The sequence below is a fragment of the Paucisalibacillus globulus DSM 18846 genome (assembly GCF_000482485.1).
Classification (GTDB): Bacteria; Bacillota; Bacilli; order Bacillales; family Amphibacillaceae; genus Ornithinibacillus; species Ornithinibacillus globulus.
Genome location: NZ_KI519435.1, coordinates 1 through 15,968, shown reverse-complemented (window position 1 = coordinate 15,968; position 15,968 = coordinate 1). Strand labels below are relative to the sequence as shown.

At 39.7% G+C, this 15,968-nt stretch carries 14 protein-coding genes; all 14 read left to right on the top strand.

The window, feature by feature from the left end:
- Positions 1 to 542 precede the first annotated feature (542 nt).
- Positions 543 to 773 (top strand): DUF1146 family protein, encoded by a 231-nt coding sequence (locus K332_RS0112240; RefSeq protein WP_026907707.1) that lies wholly within the window; start codon positions 543 to 545, stop codon positions 771 to 773.
- A gap of 100 nt (positions 774 to 873) precedes the next feature.
- Complete coding sequence (locus K332_RS0112235; RefSeq protein ID WP_026907706.1) at positions 874 to 1,587, top strand: YwmB family TATA-box binding protein; 714 nt, start codon at positions 874 to 876, stop codon at positions 1,585 to 1,587.
- Between the two features lie 35 nt (positions 1,588 to 1,622).
- Positions 1,623 to 2,933: a UDP-N-acetylglucosamine 1-carboxyvinyltransferase gene (gene murA / locus K332_RS0112230; protein ID WP_026907705.1), complete on the top strand. Its 1,311-nt coding sequence runs from the start codon at positions 1,623 to 1,625 to the stop codon at positions 2,931 to 2,933.
- Positions 2,934 to 3,394: 461 nt separating this feature from the next.
- Positions 3,395 to 4,219, top strand: coding sequence for a M55 family metallopeptidase (locus K332_RS0112225; protein WP_026907704.1), 825 nt, complete (start codon positions 3,395 to 3,397; stop codon positions 4,217 to 4,219).
- A 22-nt stretch (positions 4,220 to 4,241) separates the two neighbouring features.
- Positions 4,242 to 5,045: a serine hydrolase gene (locus K332_RS0112220; RefSeq protein ID WP_026907703.1), complete on the top strand. Its 804-nt coding sequence runs from the start codon at positions 4,242 to 4,244 to the stop codon at positions 5,043 to 5,045.
- Between the two features lie 94 nt (positions 5,046 to 5,139).
- On the top strand, positions 5,140 to 6,072 hold the full coding sequence (locus K332_RS0112215) for an ABC transporter permease (protein ID WP_026907702.1): 933 nt from the start codon (positions 5,140 to 5,142) through the stop codon (positions 6,070 to 6,072).
- Position 6,073: 1 nt separating this feature from the next.
- Complete coding sequence (locus K332_RS0112210) at positions 6,074 to 7,027, top strand: ABC transporter permease (RefSeq protein ID WP_026907701.1); 954 nt, start codon at positions 6,074 to 6,076, stop codon at positions 7,025 to 7,027.
- 8 nt (positions 7,028 to 7,035) lie between these two features.
- Positions 7,036 to 8,037, top strand: coding sequence for an ABC transporter ATP-binding protein (locus K332_RS0112205; protein ID WP_026907700.1), 1,002 nt, complete (start codon positions 7,036 to 7,038; stop codon positions 8,035 to 8,037).
- 17 nt (positions 8,038 to 8,054) lie between these two features.
- Positions 8,055 to 9,719: a peptide ABC transporter substrate-binding protein gene (locus K332_RS0112200; protein WP_026907699.1), complete on the top strand. Its 1,665-nt coding sequence runs from the start codon at positions 8,055 to 8,057 to the stop codon at positions 9,717 to 9,719.
- A 555-nt stretch (positions 9,720 to 10,274) separates the two neighbouring features.
- Positions 10,275 to 11,198: a S66 peptidase family protein gene (locus K332_RS0112195; protein WP_026907698.1), complete on the top strand. Its 924-nt coding sequence runs from the start codon at positions 10,275 to 10,277 to the stop codon at positions 11,196 to 11,198.
- Complete coding sequence (locus K332_RS0112190) at positions 11,195 to 12,286, top strand: mandelate racemase/muconate lactonizing enzyme family protein (RefSeq protein WP_026907697.1); 1,092 nt, start codon at positions 11,195 to 11,197, stop codon at positions 12,284 to 12,286. The genes K332_RS0112195 and K332_RS0112190 overlap by 4 nt, the downstream gene beginning before the upstream one ends.
- Before the next feature lie 28 nt (positions 12,287 to 12,314).
- Positions 12,315 to 13,262 (top strand): C40 family peptidase, encoded by a 948-nt coding sequence (locus tag K332_RS0112185; RefSeq protein ID WP_026907696.1) that lies wholly within the window; start codon positions 12,315 to 12,317, stop codon positions 13,260 to 13,262.
- A 2-nt stretch (positions 13,263 to 13,264) separates the two neighbouring features.
- Positions 13,265 to 14,275, top strand: coding sequence for an ABC transporter ATP-binding protein (locus tag K332_RS0112180; RefSeq protein ID WP_026907695.1), 1,011 nt, complete (start codon positions 13,265 to 13,267; stop codon positions 14,273 to 14,275).
- Positions 14,276 to 14,488: 213 nt separating this feature from the next.
- On the top strand, positions 14,489 to 15,658 hold the full coding sequence (gene spoIID / locus K332_RS0112175; protein WP_342665456.1) for a stage II sporulation protein D: 1,170 nt from the start codon (positions 14,489 to 14,491) through the stop codon (positions 15,656 to 15,658).
- The last annotated feature ends 310 nt before the right edge of the window (positions 15,659 to 15,968 follow it).

Here is a 15,968-nt window from a genome sequence, read left to right as displayed (position 1 = left end):
GGAGTTGAAATGAAGAATAGGAACGCTCTATACATCATTTGGTCCTGGTTTCGGAGTTAGGATGAAGAATGGGGCCGCTTTATACATCATTTAGCCTTGGTCTTGAAATTGAAATGAAAAATGGGAGAATTCTATACATCATTTTACCTTACGTTTGAAGTTAAAATAAAAAACGAGAGTGTTCTACACATCGTTTGGATCTGAACCCAAAGTCGAGGTGAAAATGAATTTATACATCTCTTAACAAGATCACACCATGAACCTGAAAGTATTCAATAATTAACAAAAATCAACAAATAACTAAACAATTAAAGTCCCAAATAAATTAACCAAATCAAATTTCACACAATGTAAAAAGACTTCCAACCATAAAACATACAAACTTCTCCATCCATGTCGATATTTCCCGGGAAATGTGAAATATTATTATATGATAATATTCCTGTGTCGAACCTCCACAGATACGAATACTTCATTTGACAATAAAGCGATTAAATGGCAGAGTCTAATAGAAGAAATCTTTATTTATAAGGTGGTTAGCAATGTTATCTATTGGACAAGTTGCAATGATGAGTATCATTTCCCATATTATTTTCATCTATATTACATGGCGTTTAATGCAAACCATTAATTTTGAGCCATTAATTCGAAAAGGTAGGGGAACGGAAGCGAGGATCTTAATTCTATTTCTGACGATTGTAATTGGAACAGGGGTAAGTCGCTTTTTCCTTGAGTTTCTGCAATGGTCACAAGATCTTAAATTCCTCCTGTAAGGTAATTTTTTTATAAAGTCTATTAAACTACTAAAAAGATGTATGTTATAAATCTCTCTTGTTCATACTGTTGATAAGTTGAACAAGGGGGATTTTTATAATGAAAAGAATTTTTGCTATAAGTCTTATAATATTATTTATGTCTAATACCGTTTTTGCGATGGATAATGAACAATTTGAAATTATTGATATAGCTAACATTATAGTAGATAACAATCTGGGAATCGAAAGCTGGGAAGTGACGATGAAGGAATATATGGAAACGTCGCGATTAGAAGAGATTATTCAGGAATTAAGTAGTAGTTTTTCTGTCACGAAAGATGAAAATGAAAACAGTATTAAATATTTAGTTACAAACGCTCATAAACAGGGTAATATTAACGTAGAGTATAGTGTGATTTTCCCCAAAGATAAGCAGTATCAGGCTGAACTTATCGTGTCTATAAAAGGTATTTCCTGGGATAAAAATATTGCGTCCAAATATAAGGATACACACAGTTATTTAGTCAACAATTATTTTACTAAAGACGTTAAAATATTCTCTTGTATGTCTACGAGTACTAATGCTATAATTGAAAATGATTATGTAATGCAAAGTTTTACTGAAATACTTAATTTGCGACAAATAAATATACAAAAAGACACAATAAATTCGACAAGAAATGCAAAAATAGTATATGGGTATACCTCACAGTGGGGTCAGAAAATTACCATTCAGGATAGGCCAGTGAATGTGCAAATAGTAACAAGAAACCTTGGCAATGGTGATGTCCAATACTTGATTGGAACACCTATCCTAATAAATGAATATTAATATATGGAAAATGGATCTGAAGGAGAATTTGAAATATGGATAAAATCATTGTAAGAGGCGGACAGCAGTTGAATGGTAATGTCTACGTAGAAGGCGCTAAAAACGCTGTGCTACCCGTAATTGCTGCGAGTATTCTTGCTAGTGAGGGAAATAGCGTTATTCATGAGGTCCCAGCTCTAGCTGATGTTTATACGATTAATGAAGTAATACGTAATATGAATGCTGATGTAGAGTTTAATAATAATATAGTAGTAGTTAATGCTTCAAAGCAATTAAAAACGGAAGCACCATTTGAGTATGTCCGAAAAATGCGTGCGTCCGTTCTTGTTTTGGGTCCACTACTTGCCCGTTATGGCCATGCAAATGTTGCGATGCCAGGAGGATGTGCAATCGGTTCACGTCCAATTGATTTACACCTAAAAGGCTTTGAAGCAATGGGTGCAAAAGTTCATGTCGGTAATGGATTTGTTGAAGCAACAGTAGATGGTAGATTACAAGGTGCTAAGATTTATTTAGATGTTCCTAGTGTGGGAGCTACTGAAAATATTATGATGGCAGCTGCACTTGCAGAAGGTAAGACAATTATTGAAAACGCAGCGAAAGAACCAGAAATAGTAGATTTAGCAAACTTCATCAATAAAATGGGTGGAAGAGTTATCGGTGCTGGTACGGAAACAATCCGTATTGAAGGTGTAGAAACGCTTCATGGAGCAGTACACTCTATCATCCCTGATCGTATCGAAGCTGGAACATTTATGATTGCAGCAGCAATAACTGGTGGAAATATATTGATTGAAAATGCAGTAAGTGAACATTTAAGACCTCTAATTGCTAAGTTAGAGGAAATGGGTGTGACTATTATTGAAGAAGGAAATGGTCTTCGAGTAATTGGGCCAGATGTGTTGAAAGCAACCGATGTGAAGACTTTAGCACATCCAGGATTTCCAACAGATATGCAGTCGCAAATCATGGCATTAATGTTATGTGCTCATGGTACTAGCATGATCACAGAAACTGTATTTGAAAATCGCTTCATGCATGTGGAAGAATTCCGTCGTATGAATGCAAAAATGAAAATTGAAGGACGTAGTGTTATTATTGACGGTCCATCTGAACTTCAAGGTGCAGAAGTAGCTGCTACAGACTTACGTGCAGCAGCTGCATTAATTCTTGCTGGGCTTCGTGCTGAAGGATTAACAAGAGTTACCGAACTAAAACATTTAGATCGTGGCTATGTTGATTTTTCTGGAAAATTACGCAGTCTTGGAGCAGATATTGAACGCGTTGATGAAAACGGTGATGTTGTAGACCCATATAAGGTTAACTTTGTTGCTGAACTTTCTTAAGTCGAATGATGATTAAATGGTGTGGAGTGCTGTTATGGTACTCCACTTTTTTGTTTTCATTTTTAATAGATTAGTATAAGTATGACTCTGAACGTTGGATAAGTAGTTGTTATTTGAGGGAAACGTTCTAGTCGAACGGTCAAAAGAATCAAGCCCTCAGTAGTATAATTTTAGTTACCCCCTCATATAATCTACCAACATAATTCTAAAATCCTATGTCCCATCCCACACCAACTAAATAATCATTTCACACATCGCAAAAAAATACCCAAAATATGGAAATGTAGCAAAGCAATCAACCCCAAAATACCACCTACACACCCCCAATTATAGAACTTCTCCTTACGTTCGACTATCTGAGACCTTTGTCTTACTTCATAGAACTGTACAAAAATCCACTCATGTAAAAGAAATTTCAAACATATAATCTAAAATAATCAGATCGTCAAAGGAGACATGCTATGAAACTCTATTTATCCGTGGACATGGAAGGAATAACAGGATTACCGGATTACACATATGTTAACGCTTCCATGCATAATTATGAGCGCGCTCGTAAAATAATGACCGATGAAACAAATTATTGCTTAGAATCAGCTTTTACATCTGGTTGTGGTGAAGTGCTAGTAAATGATAGTCATATGAAGATGAATAATATTTTAATTGATCAGCTTCATCCAGATGCACAGCTGATAACCGGTGGTGTTAAAACATACTCTATGGTACATGGAATAGACGACACATTTACAGGTGCGATGTTTATCGGTTACCACGCAAGAGCCGGGATGCCGGGTGTGATGTCCCATTCGATGATACATATGGTCCGGAACTTTTATGTGAATGATATGCAAGTTGGAGAAATTGGCATGAATGCGATGGTAGCTGGTTACCACGGGGTTCCAGTGTTACTCGTGTCTGGTGATGATGAAACAGCGAAAGAAGCAGAGGCACTTATTCCTAATGTAACTACTGCAATAGTAAAAGAAGCTGTCTCCCGATCTGCAACGAAGAGTTTAACACCAAAGAAGGCGGGGGAGCTCCTACGGGAAAAAGTGAAACAAGCAATTGAAAAACGACATCAGGTAAATCCACTAATCCCCCCTAAAAATCCACTAATCAAAGTAGAATTTGTAAATTATGGCGCTGCAGAATTAGCGCATATGATGCCAGGAACAGAAATTATACCAGGAACAACTATCGTCCAATATCAAGCAAAAGATATCTTAGAGGCATATCGGGCGCTTCTTGTCATGATTGAGCTTGCTTATGATACCAACTATGCGTAACCAGACCAATGGGAGAAATGATATGAGAAATCTAACCGAGCGAATTAGAAGAATAATGGAAGCTGCTGGTGGAACATGGGGGATCTCCCTGCATGACCTTGACACAAATGAAACGTGGGAATTTAATGCACATGAGCTATTCTATTCCGCTAGTGTTATCAAAATTCCAATCATGATTGCAGTATTTGCGGCAAGTCATCGTAAGGAAATTTCACTTAGTAATTGTCTACCTTTGAAGCGGGAAGATATGGTCGGGGGAAGTGGAGTTCTGCAGCATATGACTCCCGGAACGCAAATAACCATTTACGATTTGATTACTTTAATGATTATTCAAAGTGACAATACCGCAACAAATATACTTATTGATTTAGTTGGAACAGAAGCCATTCAGCAAAGTCTGAAAGAAATGGGCCTTGAAAAGAGTAAATTTTACCATAAGATGATGACGCAAGATGCCAACCGGGAAGGCTTAAATGAAATTACTGCCCATGAAATGACTAACATGTTAAAAGAATTGGCAACTGGGAAAATTATCTCGGTCCATGCATGTGAGCAGATGATAGATAGGATGAAAAAACAACAAGTAAGAAATTCATTACCAGCAAACATTCCAGAGTTAGACGAGCCAGTAATCGGAACCTTAAAACAATGGGAAATTGCCAATAAAACAGGAAATATTTCCGGTGTTCGACATGATGTTGGTATTTTCTATGTCGGTAAAAGAACCCTCATTGCATCTATATTATCAAGGGGAGTAGATGATTTAAAATCAGCCGCATACATCGGGAAAATGGGCTTTGAAATCTATCACTTTTTAAACCAATAAATCTCATAAACAACGGAAACATTTCATAACTTATTTCAAAAGAAGCTTTTCTACTAGAACTTCAAATGAGAAATCAATACAGGAGTTGGAGGCAATGCTCAAATACATTTTAAAAAAACTGTTAGTTATGGTGCTCACACTATGGATCATTATTACGTTGACCTTTGTACTGATGGTGTCGGTACCAGGTTCACCTTTTAATAGTGAAGGAAACTCCAATGAGATTGTTCAGCAAAATCTGGAGAAGCATTACAATCTTGATAAACCGCTCCATGTACAGTACTTACTCTATTTAAAATCAGTTGCTACGTTAGATTTTGGTCCATCTATTAAACAACCAAATCAAACTGTAAATGATTTATTAGGTAGGGGGTTTCCAATTTCAGCTGAACTTGGATTTATCACGATAATCGTGGCTGTCATATCAGGGATTATACTCGGGATTCTAGCGGCCCTACGCCATAACGGTATCATCGATTACATGGCGATGGGGATTGCTGTACTAGGGATATCGATACCAAACTTTATTTTAGCAACCTTATTAATACAAAATTTGGCGGTTAATTGGGAAATCTTTCCGGTTGCAACATGGAAAAGTCCGATGCATATGGTCCTCCCGGTATTTGCACTTGCGACTGGTCCGATGGCGATCATTGCCAGGCTTACAAGATCCACCATGCTAGAGGTATTAACACAGGATTACATAAAAATGGCTCGGGCAAAGGGCCTAACACCATGGAAAATTATTGTGAAGCATGCACTCAGGAATGCGTTAATGCCGGTAATTACAATCATGGGGACATTACTTGCAGGAATCATGACGGGATCCTTTGTTATTGAACAAATTTTTGCGATACCAGGCATGGGGAAATATTTCGTGGAAAGTATTAATCACCGTGATTTCCCAGTTATTATGGGGACTACCGTGTTTTATAGTGCCTTTTTAATTGTCATGCTTTTCCTCGTGGATATTGCCTATGGAATATTAGATCCAAGAATCAAAGTGACTAAGAAGGAAGGGGAGTAATATGAAGTCGAATCAACATCCCCAGCATTTCACAAAAGACAATGCACCAGATGAATGGTTTACATGGAGAAATAAAAACATCAAGGAACAGGAATTAGTCGCAAGGCCATCCCTATCTTATTGGAAAGATGCATGGCGACGCTTGAAGAAAAATTTCTTAGCCATGTCAGGTTTAGTATTTTTAATTCTATTAGTCCTGATGGCCATTTTCGGTCCAATTTTCTCACCATATGATGCAAATACGCAAGTGTTATCGGAACAATATCAACCGCCATCAGCTGAACATTGGTTTGGTACGGATGGAGCAGGACGGGATGTTTTTACAAGAACTTGGCATGGGGCGAGAATCTCACTTTTTGTAGGGTTTATGGCAGCATTAATTGATGTGACCATTGGAATTATTTGGGGAGGAATTTCCGGTTATAAAGGTGGACGCACAGATAACGTCATGATGCGCATTATTGAGATTTTATACGGAATTCCCTATCTATTAGTTGTTATTTTATTACTAGTAGTTATGGGACCGAGCTTAATGACCATTATTATTGCCCTGACCGTGACGGGATGGGTCGGTATGGCTAGGATTGTGCGGGGGCAGGTCATGCAGATTAAGAACTATGAATATGTCCTCGCGTCAAAATCATTTGGGACGAAAACACCACGGATTATTCGGAAAGGGCTACTACCGAATACAATGGGACCAATTATCGTCCAAATGACGTTAACTGTACCATCCGCAATTTTTGCAGAAGCATTCTTGAGCTTTATCGGGCTTGGAATATCCTCGCCAAATGCAAGTTGGGGAGTGATGGCCAATGATTCATTAGGAGCGATACTTTCTGGTAATTGGTGGACATTGTTTTTCCCAGCATTTTTCATATCCTTTACGATGTTTGCCTTTAACGTTTTAGGGGACGGATTACAGGATGCCCTGGATCCGAAATTAAGAAAGTAGGTGGAGTGATGGAAAAAATTCTCGAAGTAAATGACCTACATGTTACCTTCACGACCTATGGGGGTACCGTACAAGCAGTAAGAGGTGTGGACTTCCATCTAAATAAAGGAGAAACACTCGCCATCGTTGGAGAGTCAGGATGTGGGAAAAGTGTTACCTCCAATGCCATTATGGGACTAATCCCAAATCCGCCTGGGAAAATAATCGGTGGGAGAATCCTTTTTAAAGGCAAGGATTTAACACGATTGCATGAAAAGAAAATGCGCTCCATCCGGGGTGTCGATATTTCCATGATATTCCAAGACCCAATGACTGCATTGAATCCTACATTAACCATTGGCACACAGCTAATGGAAGGGTTGAAGCAACATCGAAAGGTTTCAGATAAAGAAGCTAAAAAACGTGCACTGGAGATGATGGACCTTGTTGGGATTCCTAATCCAGAGGAACGGTTAAAACAGTACCCACATCAATTTAGTGGTGGAATGCGTCAACGAATCGTGATTGCCATCGCATTGATTTGTGAGCCGGAGCTACTCATTGCAGATGAGCCTACAACAGCACTTGATGTAACGATTCAGGCACAAATCCTAGAGCTTTTTGAAAAGATCCAAAACGTGACGGGGGTTTCGATCATTCTCATTACACATGATTTAGGAGTAGTTGCAAAAATTGCGGACCGCATTGCCGTGATGTACGCAGGAAAAATAATTGAAACGGGAACGAAGCGGGAAATTTTCTACACACCGCAACATCCGTATACCAAAGGATTACTGAATTCTGTTCCCCGATTGGATGCAAAAGGAAAATTAAAACCAATTGATGGAACACCACCAGATTTATTCTCACCTCCCAAAGGATGTCCGTTTACGGCTAGATGTCCAATGGCGATGGAGGTGTGCAATAAAATATACCCGGCCTCGAGCGACTTAAGTGACTCCCACTCGGTGAATTGCTGGTTGCAAGACGAACGGGCAAAACAATTACTGGCCACGATGGTCACAAATTAAAACTAAGGGGGATAAGGATGAAGAAGCTTCTCTTTTTACTGATAGCAGCACTAACGGTATTTTTCTTAGCTGCATGTACTGCTAATGAAGATGCGGGCAAAGACCCGGAGGAAAAGGAAAAGGTTGAGGAACCAGCAGAAACTGGGGATACAACGGATGATGAAACAACGATGGATGAAAAAGTGCTTCGATTAAACAATAGTACAGAACCGTCATCATTAGATCCATCTATCGGATTTGATGCTGTGTCTTGGGATCCTTTAAATAACTTGATGGAGGGCTTGACTCGATTAGACAAAGACCACCAAGCAGCTGAAGGAGTAGCGGAAGACTGGAATATTACCGAGGATGGATTAACGTACACCTTTACATTACGTGAAGATGCAAAATGGTCCAATGGCGACCCTGTTGTGGCGGCTGACTTTGAGTTTGCATGGAAATACATGTTGAACCCTGAAACAGCCTCTGCAGCAGCATTCCTTGGATATTTCATTGAAGGGGCAGAGGCCTACAACAGTGGAGAAGGTTCGGTTGATGATGTAAAAGTAACTGCAGTTGATGAGAAAACATTAGAAGTTGTGTTAGCACAACCAACTGGTTTCTTCCTAGATGTATTAACGAATCCAGCATTTTTTCCAATCAATCATAAAGTAGCCGAAGCAAACCCAGATTGGCATACCGAAGCAGAAACATATGTTGGAAACGGTCCTTTCAAATTGGAATCATGGAGCCATGATGAAGAAATGGTTTTCGTGAAAAACGAACATTATTGGGATGCAGCCACTGTGAAATTGGATAAAGTACATTTCGCAATGGTGAATGATTCCAACACGCAATATCAAATGTTTGAAGCGGGAGACCTTGATACAGCGGGTATTCCACCAGAATTATCTGATCAGTTAATTGAAGGGGATAATGTGTTTATTGGACCTTATGGTGGTCTAGAATTCTTCCGCTTTAATTTGGAGATGGAACCTTTCCAAAACAAGAAAATTCGCCAAGCGTTCTCTTACGCGGTAAACCGCGATGACATTGCACAATTCGTCGTTAAAAATGGAGTCGAACCTGCCTATGGATTCATTAACCCTGGTTACACAAGTCCAACAGGAGAAGACTTCCGTGATGTAAATGGGGACCTAGTAGGATTTGATCCTGACAAGGCAAAACAGCTACTAGAAGAAGGGATGGCGGAAGAAGGTTATGATGAATTACCGCCAATCACATTAAGCTACAACACAAGTGATACGAACAAAGCTGTAGCAGAAGCATTACACGGTATGTTCAATGAGCACTTAGGTGTGGAAGTAACGCTTGAAAATCAAGAGTGGAACGTATTCTCAGAAGCGCAAAAAGCATTAGAGCTACAATTCTCTCGTAGTTCATTCATTAATGACTACAACGACCCAGTGAACTTCTTAGAAAGCTTTATCACCGATTCATACATGAACCGTACTGGCTTTTCTAGCGCAGAATATGATGAGTTGATTCAGAAAGGTAAATCTGCAACAAATGAAGAAGAACGCTGGCAGGCTCTTTATGATGCGGAGAAATTGCTAGCCGATGAAATGATCGCGATACCAATCCGTTACTATAATACTGTAGTGCTGGAAGCGGATGGGATAGAAGGAATCCTACGCCACCCAGTTGGATACTTTGATTTGAAGTATGCAGATAAGAAGTAAGTTGAATTATAGGGGAATGTGATGTGACCCTTTAACCAAAAGGAATGGGCTCATCCACCACGGTGAGCCTCTCCTTTATCAAATCCTAGGTAGAATTAGATTTGAAACGTATAAGAGAACTGTAGTCATATACATTTTAGTATGAATCTAGGTGTAAAAAGTTAAAGAGAGATGTTGTCATATACTTTTAGCGCGAATTTAGGTGTAAAAAGTTAATGAGAGCTGTTGTCATGTGCTTTTTAGCAAGAAACTAAGTGTGAAAAGTTAATGAGAGATGTTGTCATATACTTTTAGCGCGAATTTAGGTTCAAAAAGTTAATAAGAGCTGTTGTCATATACTTTTTAGCAAGAATCTAGGTGTAAAAAGTTAATGAGAGCTGTTGTCATGTGCTTTTTAGCAAGAAACTAGTTCAAAAAGTTAATGAGAGCTGTTGTTATGTACGTTTCAACACGAATCTAGATTCAAAATGTCCAGGAGAAGGATCGTTATAAAATTTCTAGAATATCACGCTCCTCGTATGCATTTCATTGAAAACAAAGAAAGAAGGTAGACATATGCTACTTCCAAAAGCCCTTAAAAAAGGAGATACCATTGGTGTAATCGCCCCTGCAAGCCCTCCAAATATGAATCGCCTCAGGAATGCCATCCCCTTTTTCACGTATCTAGGCCTCTGTGTGAAATTGGGGAAAAACATAGAAAAGGTACATGGCTACTTAGCTGGGACAGATGAAGAACGGCTAGCAGATTTTCACGATATGATAGCGGATGACGCGATAAATGCTATTATTTTTTCCCGAGGTGGATATGGCACTGGACGATTCGTCGATGCCATAGATTATGATTTAATCGCTAAAAATCCCAAAATCATCTGGGGCTATAGCGATATTACTTATTTACATACAGCCATCCGGCAAAAAACAGGACTCGTTACATTTCACGGTCCAATGCTTGCTTCAGATGTTGCAGATCCTGACTTTGATAGTATATCGGCAACATCCTTTTTACAATTAGTTGAACCAACACCATTACAATATAACGAATGCATTTCGCAATTGGAAGTTTTAGTAGAGGGAGAAGGTACAGGAACATTAGTAGGTGGAAATCTAGCATTACTCACAAGCACCTTAGGAACAGAATATGAGATTGATACAAAAGGAAAAATCCTTCTACTAGAAGACATTGATGAGCAGCCATATCGGGTTGATTCTATGTTAAATCAATTAAGACTAGCAGGAAAACTAGAGCAAGCGGCAGGAATTATTATTGGTGATTTCGCCAACGCTGAACCAAAAAGTGAACCATCCTTAACCCTTGATGAAGTATTCCAGCATTATTTAGGTGGTGTATCCGTCCCGGTGATGTCTGGCTTTAAAATTGGCCATTGCTTCCCACATTTTGCCGTCCCGCTTGGGGTACCAGCAACACTAAAAACAATCGATAAAACACTATCTATCATGCCGGGAGTGACAAACACATGAAAATCCAACATATCGAAATATATCAAGCAGCGATTCCATTAAAAAAAGCATTCAAAACAGCTCTCCGAACCGTAACAGTTGCGGAAACTATTGTAGTTAAAGTGACTTGTGATAATGGCATAGTTGGTTGGGGAGAAGCACCACCAACCCATGTGATTACAGGGGACACATTAGCAAGCATTCACTATGCCCTAAAAGAGATTTTCAAACCCGCACTCATAGGAATGCCAATCCTTGACCGGGAACTGCTTTTTGAAAAAACCCATACGATATTGGTAGGAAACACTAGCGCCAAGGCAGCAATCGACATGGCATTATACGATTGTATTTCTCAACAGGCGAACATGAGCCTGACACAATTTTTAGGTGGGTATGAAGATTCTATCGAAACGGACTATACAGTTAGTGTAAATAGTCCAGAGGAAATGGCTGTTGATGCGGAAGGGTATGTGAGTGATGGTTTTTCCGTATTAAAGGTAAAAGTCGGAAAAGATACGATAGAAAAAGATATGGAGAGAATTCGAGCAATCCAAGATAGAGTAGGCTCAGCAATCACCATTCGCCTCGATGCAAACCAAGGCTGGAATCCAAAAGAAGCAGTTCGTGCCATTCAACAGATGGAGGACCTCGGCCTAAATATAGAACTTATCGAGCAACCGGTAAAAGCCTATGACTTAAAGGGGCTAAAATATGTGACTGATAACACGCAAATTCCCATTATGGCTGATGAAAGTGTCTTTTCCGCACGGGATGCTAGGGAAGTGCTCGAAATGGGGGCAGCTGACATGATTAACATCAAACTCATGAAAGCAGGTGGCATCCATGAAGCATGCAAGATTGCCAAACTAGCAGATATTTACGGAGTGACATGCATGGTTGGTAGTATGATTGAATCTAAGATTGGGATAACGGCTGCTGCCCACTTTGCAGCAAGCCAACCCAATATAAACTACTTTGATTTTGATGCGCCGCTAATGCTCGCAGGCGATTTAATCAAAGGCGGAATAACATATAAGGAAAGTATGATTACCTTTGGCAGTGGTAAAGGATTAGGGATTGAAGGGATTAATGAAGAGTACCTTTTATGAAAAGCCATCAAGAAAGGGGCAATAATGTATGTTCAAACAATCATTCCCATTATCAGAGACATTTCATGTTACAGCGGTTCAAGTCGCAACCGTTTGGACAAATCCAGAATCAGCGAGGGAGATAGATAATCTAGCTATAGGGGAGCAAGTGGACATGGAAAAATGGCTAACCACTCTCTCAACAGAGGAGAAAGTAGCACTATGTAATGATAACCGAGTACAAACGCAAACGTTGTATGGGGAAGCGGTTATCATCACTGAAATAAAAGATGACTGGGCAAAGGTTACCATTCCAAGTCAACCCTCAAAGAAGGATAAAAGCGGCTATCCGGGCTGGATTCCATTCCATCAATTGAAGGAAGTAAGGCGAGAAGAGTGGGTCCGTCCAGAAACAGCAGGAATTACTGAAAAACATGCCTGGTTAGAGGATGAATCAGGGAAAAAGGTTAGGAAGCTGAGCTATATGACTTGTTTACCGGTTGTACAAATGCAGGAAACACGTGTAGCGGTTTTAACGCCACAAGGTCCTGCCTTTTTACCAAAAGAAGCGGTTCAGATTTTCCATACTGAAACGGGCGGGGAGCTAGGAAATGGATCAACGATGATAAAAGATGGAGAAAAACATCTCGGTCTAGATTATTTATGGGGCGGAATGAGTGCTTTTGGCTATGACTGTTCAGGCTTTGCCTATGCGATGCACAAAGCAAATGGCTTTCAAATTAGTAGGGACGCATCTGATCAGGCAATGCACGGGAAAGAGATTCCAATCAATCAATTAGAGCCGGGGGATTTATTATTTTTCGCATATGAAGAGGGAAAAGGAAGTATCCACCATGTTGGGTTTTATTGTGGGGATGGGAAGATGCTTCATTCTCCAATGACAGGAAGAGGCATTGAGATTGTTCGTTTAGCAGGTACAAAATATGAGCGCGAGCTTTGTATTGCGAGACGTTACTGGGGAAGGGAGACGGGGTAAACATGGATGAAGAAAAGATATTAGAAATTAAAAATCTGAAAAAGCACTTTGACTTAGGAAAAAACCGTATCTTAAAAGCTGTTAACGATGTCACGTTTCACGTTAATAAAGGAGAGACATTCGGGCTCGTAGGGGAATCTGGTTGTGGAAAGTCAACAATCGGCAGAACTGTTATTGGACTGTACAACAAAACAGAAGGAGATGTTTTGTTTGATGGAGAAAATGTCCACGACCTAAGCGAAAAAGAACTATTCCGATTACGGCAAAAGATGCAAATGATTTTCCAAGACCCCTATGCTTCCCTCAACCCCCGCTCCACAGTACGTGAGGTCATCTCAGAACCAATGGAAGTTCATAAGCTATATCACAGTAAAAAGGAACAAAATGAACGGGTTTATCAATTGCTGGAAGAAGTAGGCCTAAATAGAGACCATGCAAACCGGTACCCACATGAATTTAGTGGTGGCCAGCGCCAACGGATTGGGATTGCCCGTGCGCTAGCTTTGAATCCAGAGTTTATTATTGCCGACGAACCAATCTCAGCATTAGATGTTTCGGTTCAGGCACAGGTCGTAAATCTATTAAAGCATCTACAAGAGGAAAAGGGTTTGACGTTTTTATTTATCGCTCATGACTTATCGATGGTAAAACAAATTTCCGATCGAATCGGGGTCATGTATTTAGGAAATATGGTGGAATTAACAGCGAGTGAGAATCTCTACGAAAACCCACTCCATCCATATACACAAGCATTACTATCCGCTATTCCGATTCCAGACCCTGATATGGAGGAATCCCGGGAACGAATAATTTTACAAGGAGAACTACCAAGCCCAATCAACCCACCAAGCGGCTGTGTTTTCCGTACCCGCTGCCCATTTGCAATGGAAGTCTGTGGAAAAGAAAAACCAGAATGGCAGGAAGTAGAAGATAACCATTTTGTCGCCTGTCATCTGTATAATGAGAATGTAAAGAAAGATAAACGAAAAGATCCGGTTGTAAATATAAGGTAGTAAATTGGGAAAAGGTTGTCTTACATGGTAAGGCAACCTTTTTACTCCAGTTAAGCAGGAATCCTCATCCCTTACTAGCCACGATTTTCCCCCCCTCGTTAAGCCTGTCCTATTAAACACGTTCGCTAGATTTTCAAAATTCTAGTTCTATTATTTTCCCTAACTGTATAAGTTTAATAGTAGGAATGCTAGATAAAAGTCTCGAGGAGGAGGGTGCCTTTGAAAAACAATAAACACACCATTAAACAAATCCAAAAATTAAAGAAGAAAAAATCTGCATCGAAGCAACAGATTCTACAAAAACGAATGGCTACAATAACAAACAAACGGCCTAAAGCACCGATGAGTTCAGGGGGCATCAAATGGAAAGGCCCAGCAGTATTTTTATTTAGCTTGGCATTTATCATTCTAGCCGTTCCGACATTAATCGTTATTCCATTCATCACGAATAGCGAGGTCAGCTCTCAATCGATTGATCAGCAAGGAGGGGCAAAAGAAACCGCATCAGCAGCCGAAACAGCATTAGTTGAAGATTCAGCAGTTGAGGTAGCCGTCATGCGTGCCCAAACCGAACAAATTGAAAATGTACCACTGGAAGCCTATATAAGTGGAGTCGTTGCGTCAGAGATGCCAATCGAATTTGAAGCCGAAGCATTAAAAGCACAAGCACTCGCCGCAAGAACCTATGTCGTGAATAAAATGTTATATCAAAAAGAAGAAGATGCCTCTGATGTTACAGATACTATTCAGGATCAAGTCTATAAGAATGATGCAGAATTACGAGAAAAATGGGGCACAAATTACAATCAAAATATGAAGAAAATATCGGATGCGGTTCTCGCTACAAAAGGACAAATTATTACCCATAATGATAAACCAATCGACCCACAATTCTTCTCGACAAGTAACGGGTTTACTGAGAACTCCGAAGATTACTATATCAACGAGATACCATATTTGCGAAGCGTGTCTAGCCCATGGGATGAAGCCTCTCCATATTACTTAGATCAAGAGACATTTACATTTGAACAAGTGGAAACGGTATTAGGAATCGACCTCCCAAATAATAAACAGTTAACCATCGAAGCAACTAGAACCGAAAGTAAACGTGTCGGTGAGTTAAATCTCGAAGGGAACACTTTCACAGGGCGGGAAGTACGCGAAAAGCTTAAACTACGATCCAATGACTTTTCAATAGAGCAAAAAGATAATTACCTCATATTCACCACTAAAGGAAGTGGACACGGCGTCGGAATGAGTCAATACGGCGCCAACGGAATGGCAAAAGAAGGAAAAACATACGAAGACATCGTGAAGTATTATTATAAAGATGTAGAGATTAGTAAAATGGATGATGCAGTACCAGCACTAGTCATGCAGTGATATTAGTTAGCCCCCGGAGCTTAGACTCTGGGGGTTATTTATTGTGTGGGATGGAGACTTTTCATTCATATTCGTATTTAAAAGACAGACTTTCAGTATTTGTGTAAAGTCTGTCTAATAGAGCTGGTTTAAAAGACAGACTTCTGGTATTTCGTTAAACTATTGTCTAATAGAGCTGGTTTAAAGGACAGACTTCCGGTATTAGCGTAAACTCAGTCTAATAGACCCCGTCTAAAGGACAGACTTCCGGAATTTGCGCAAACTCTGTCTAATAGACCTCGTCTAAAGGACAGACTTCTGGAATTTCAGC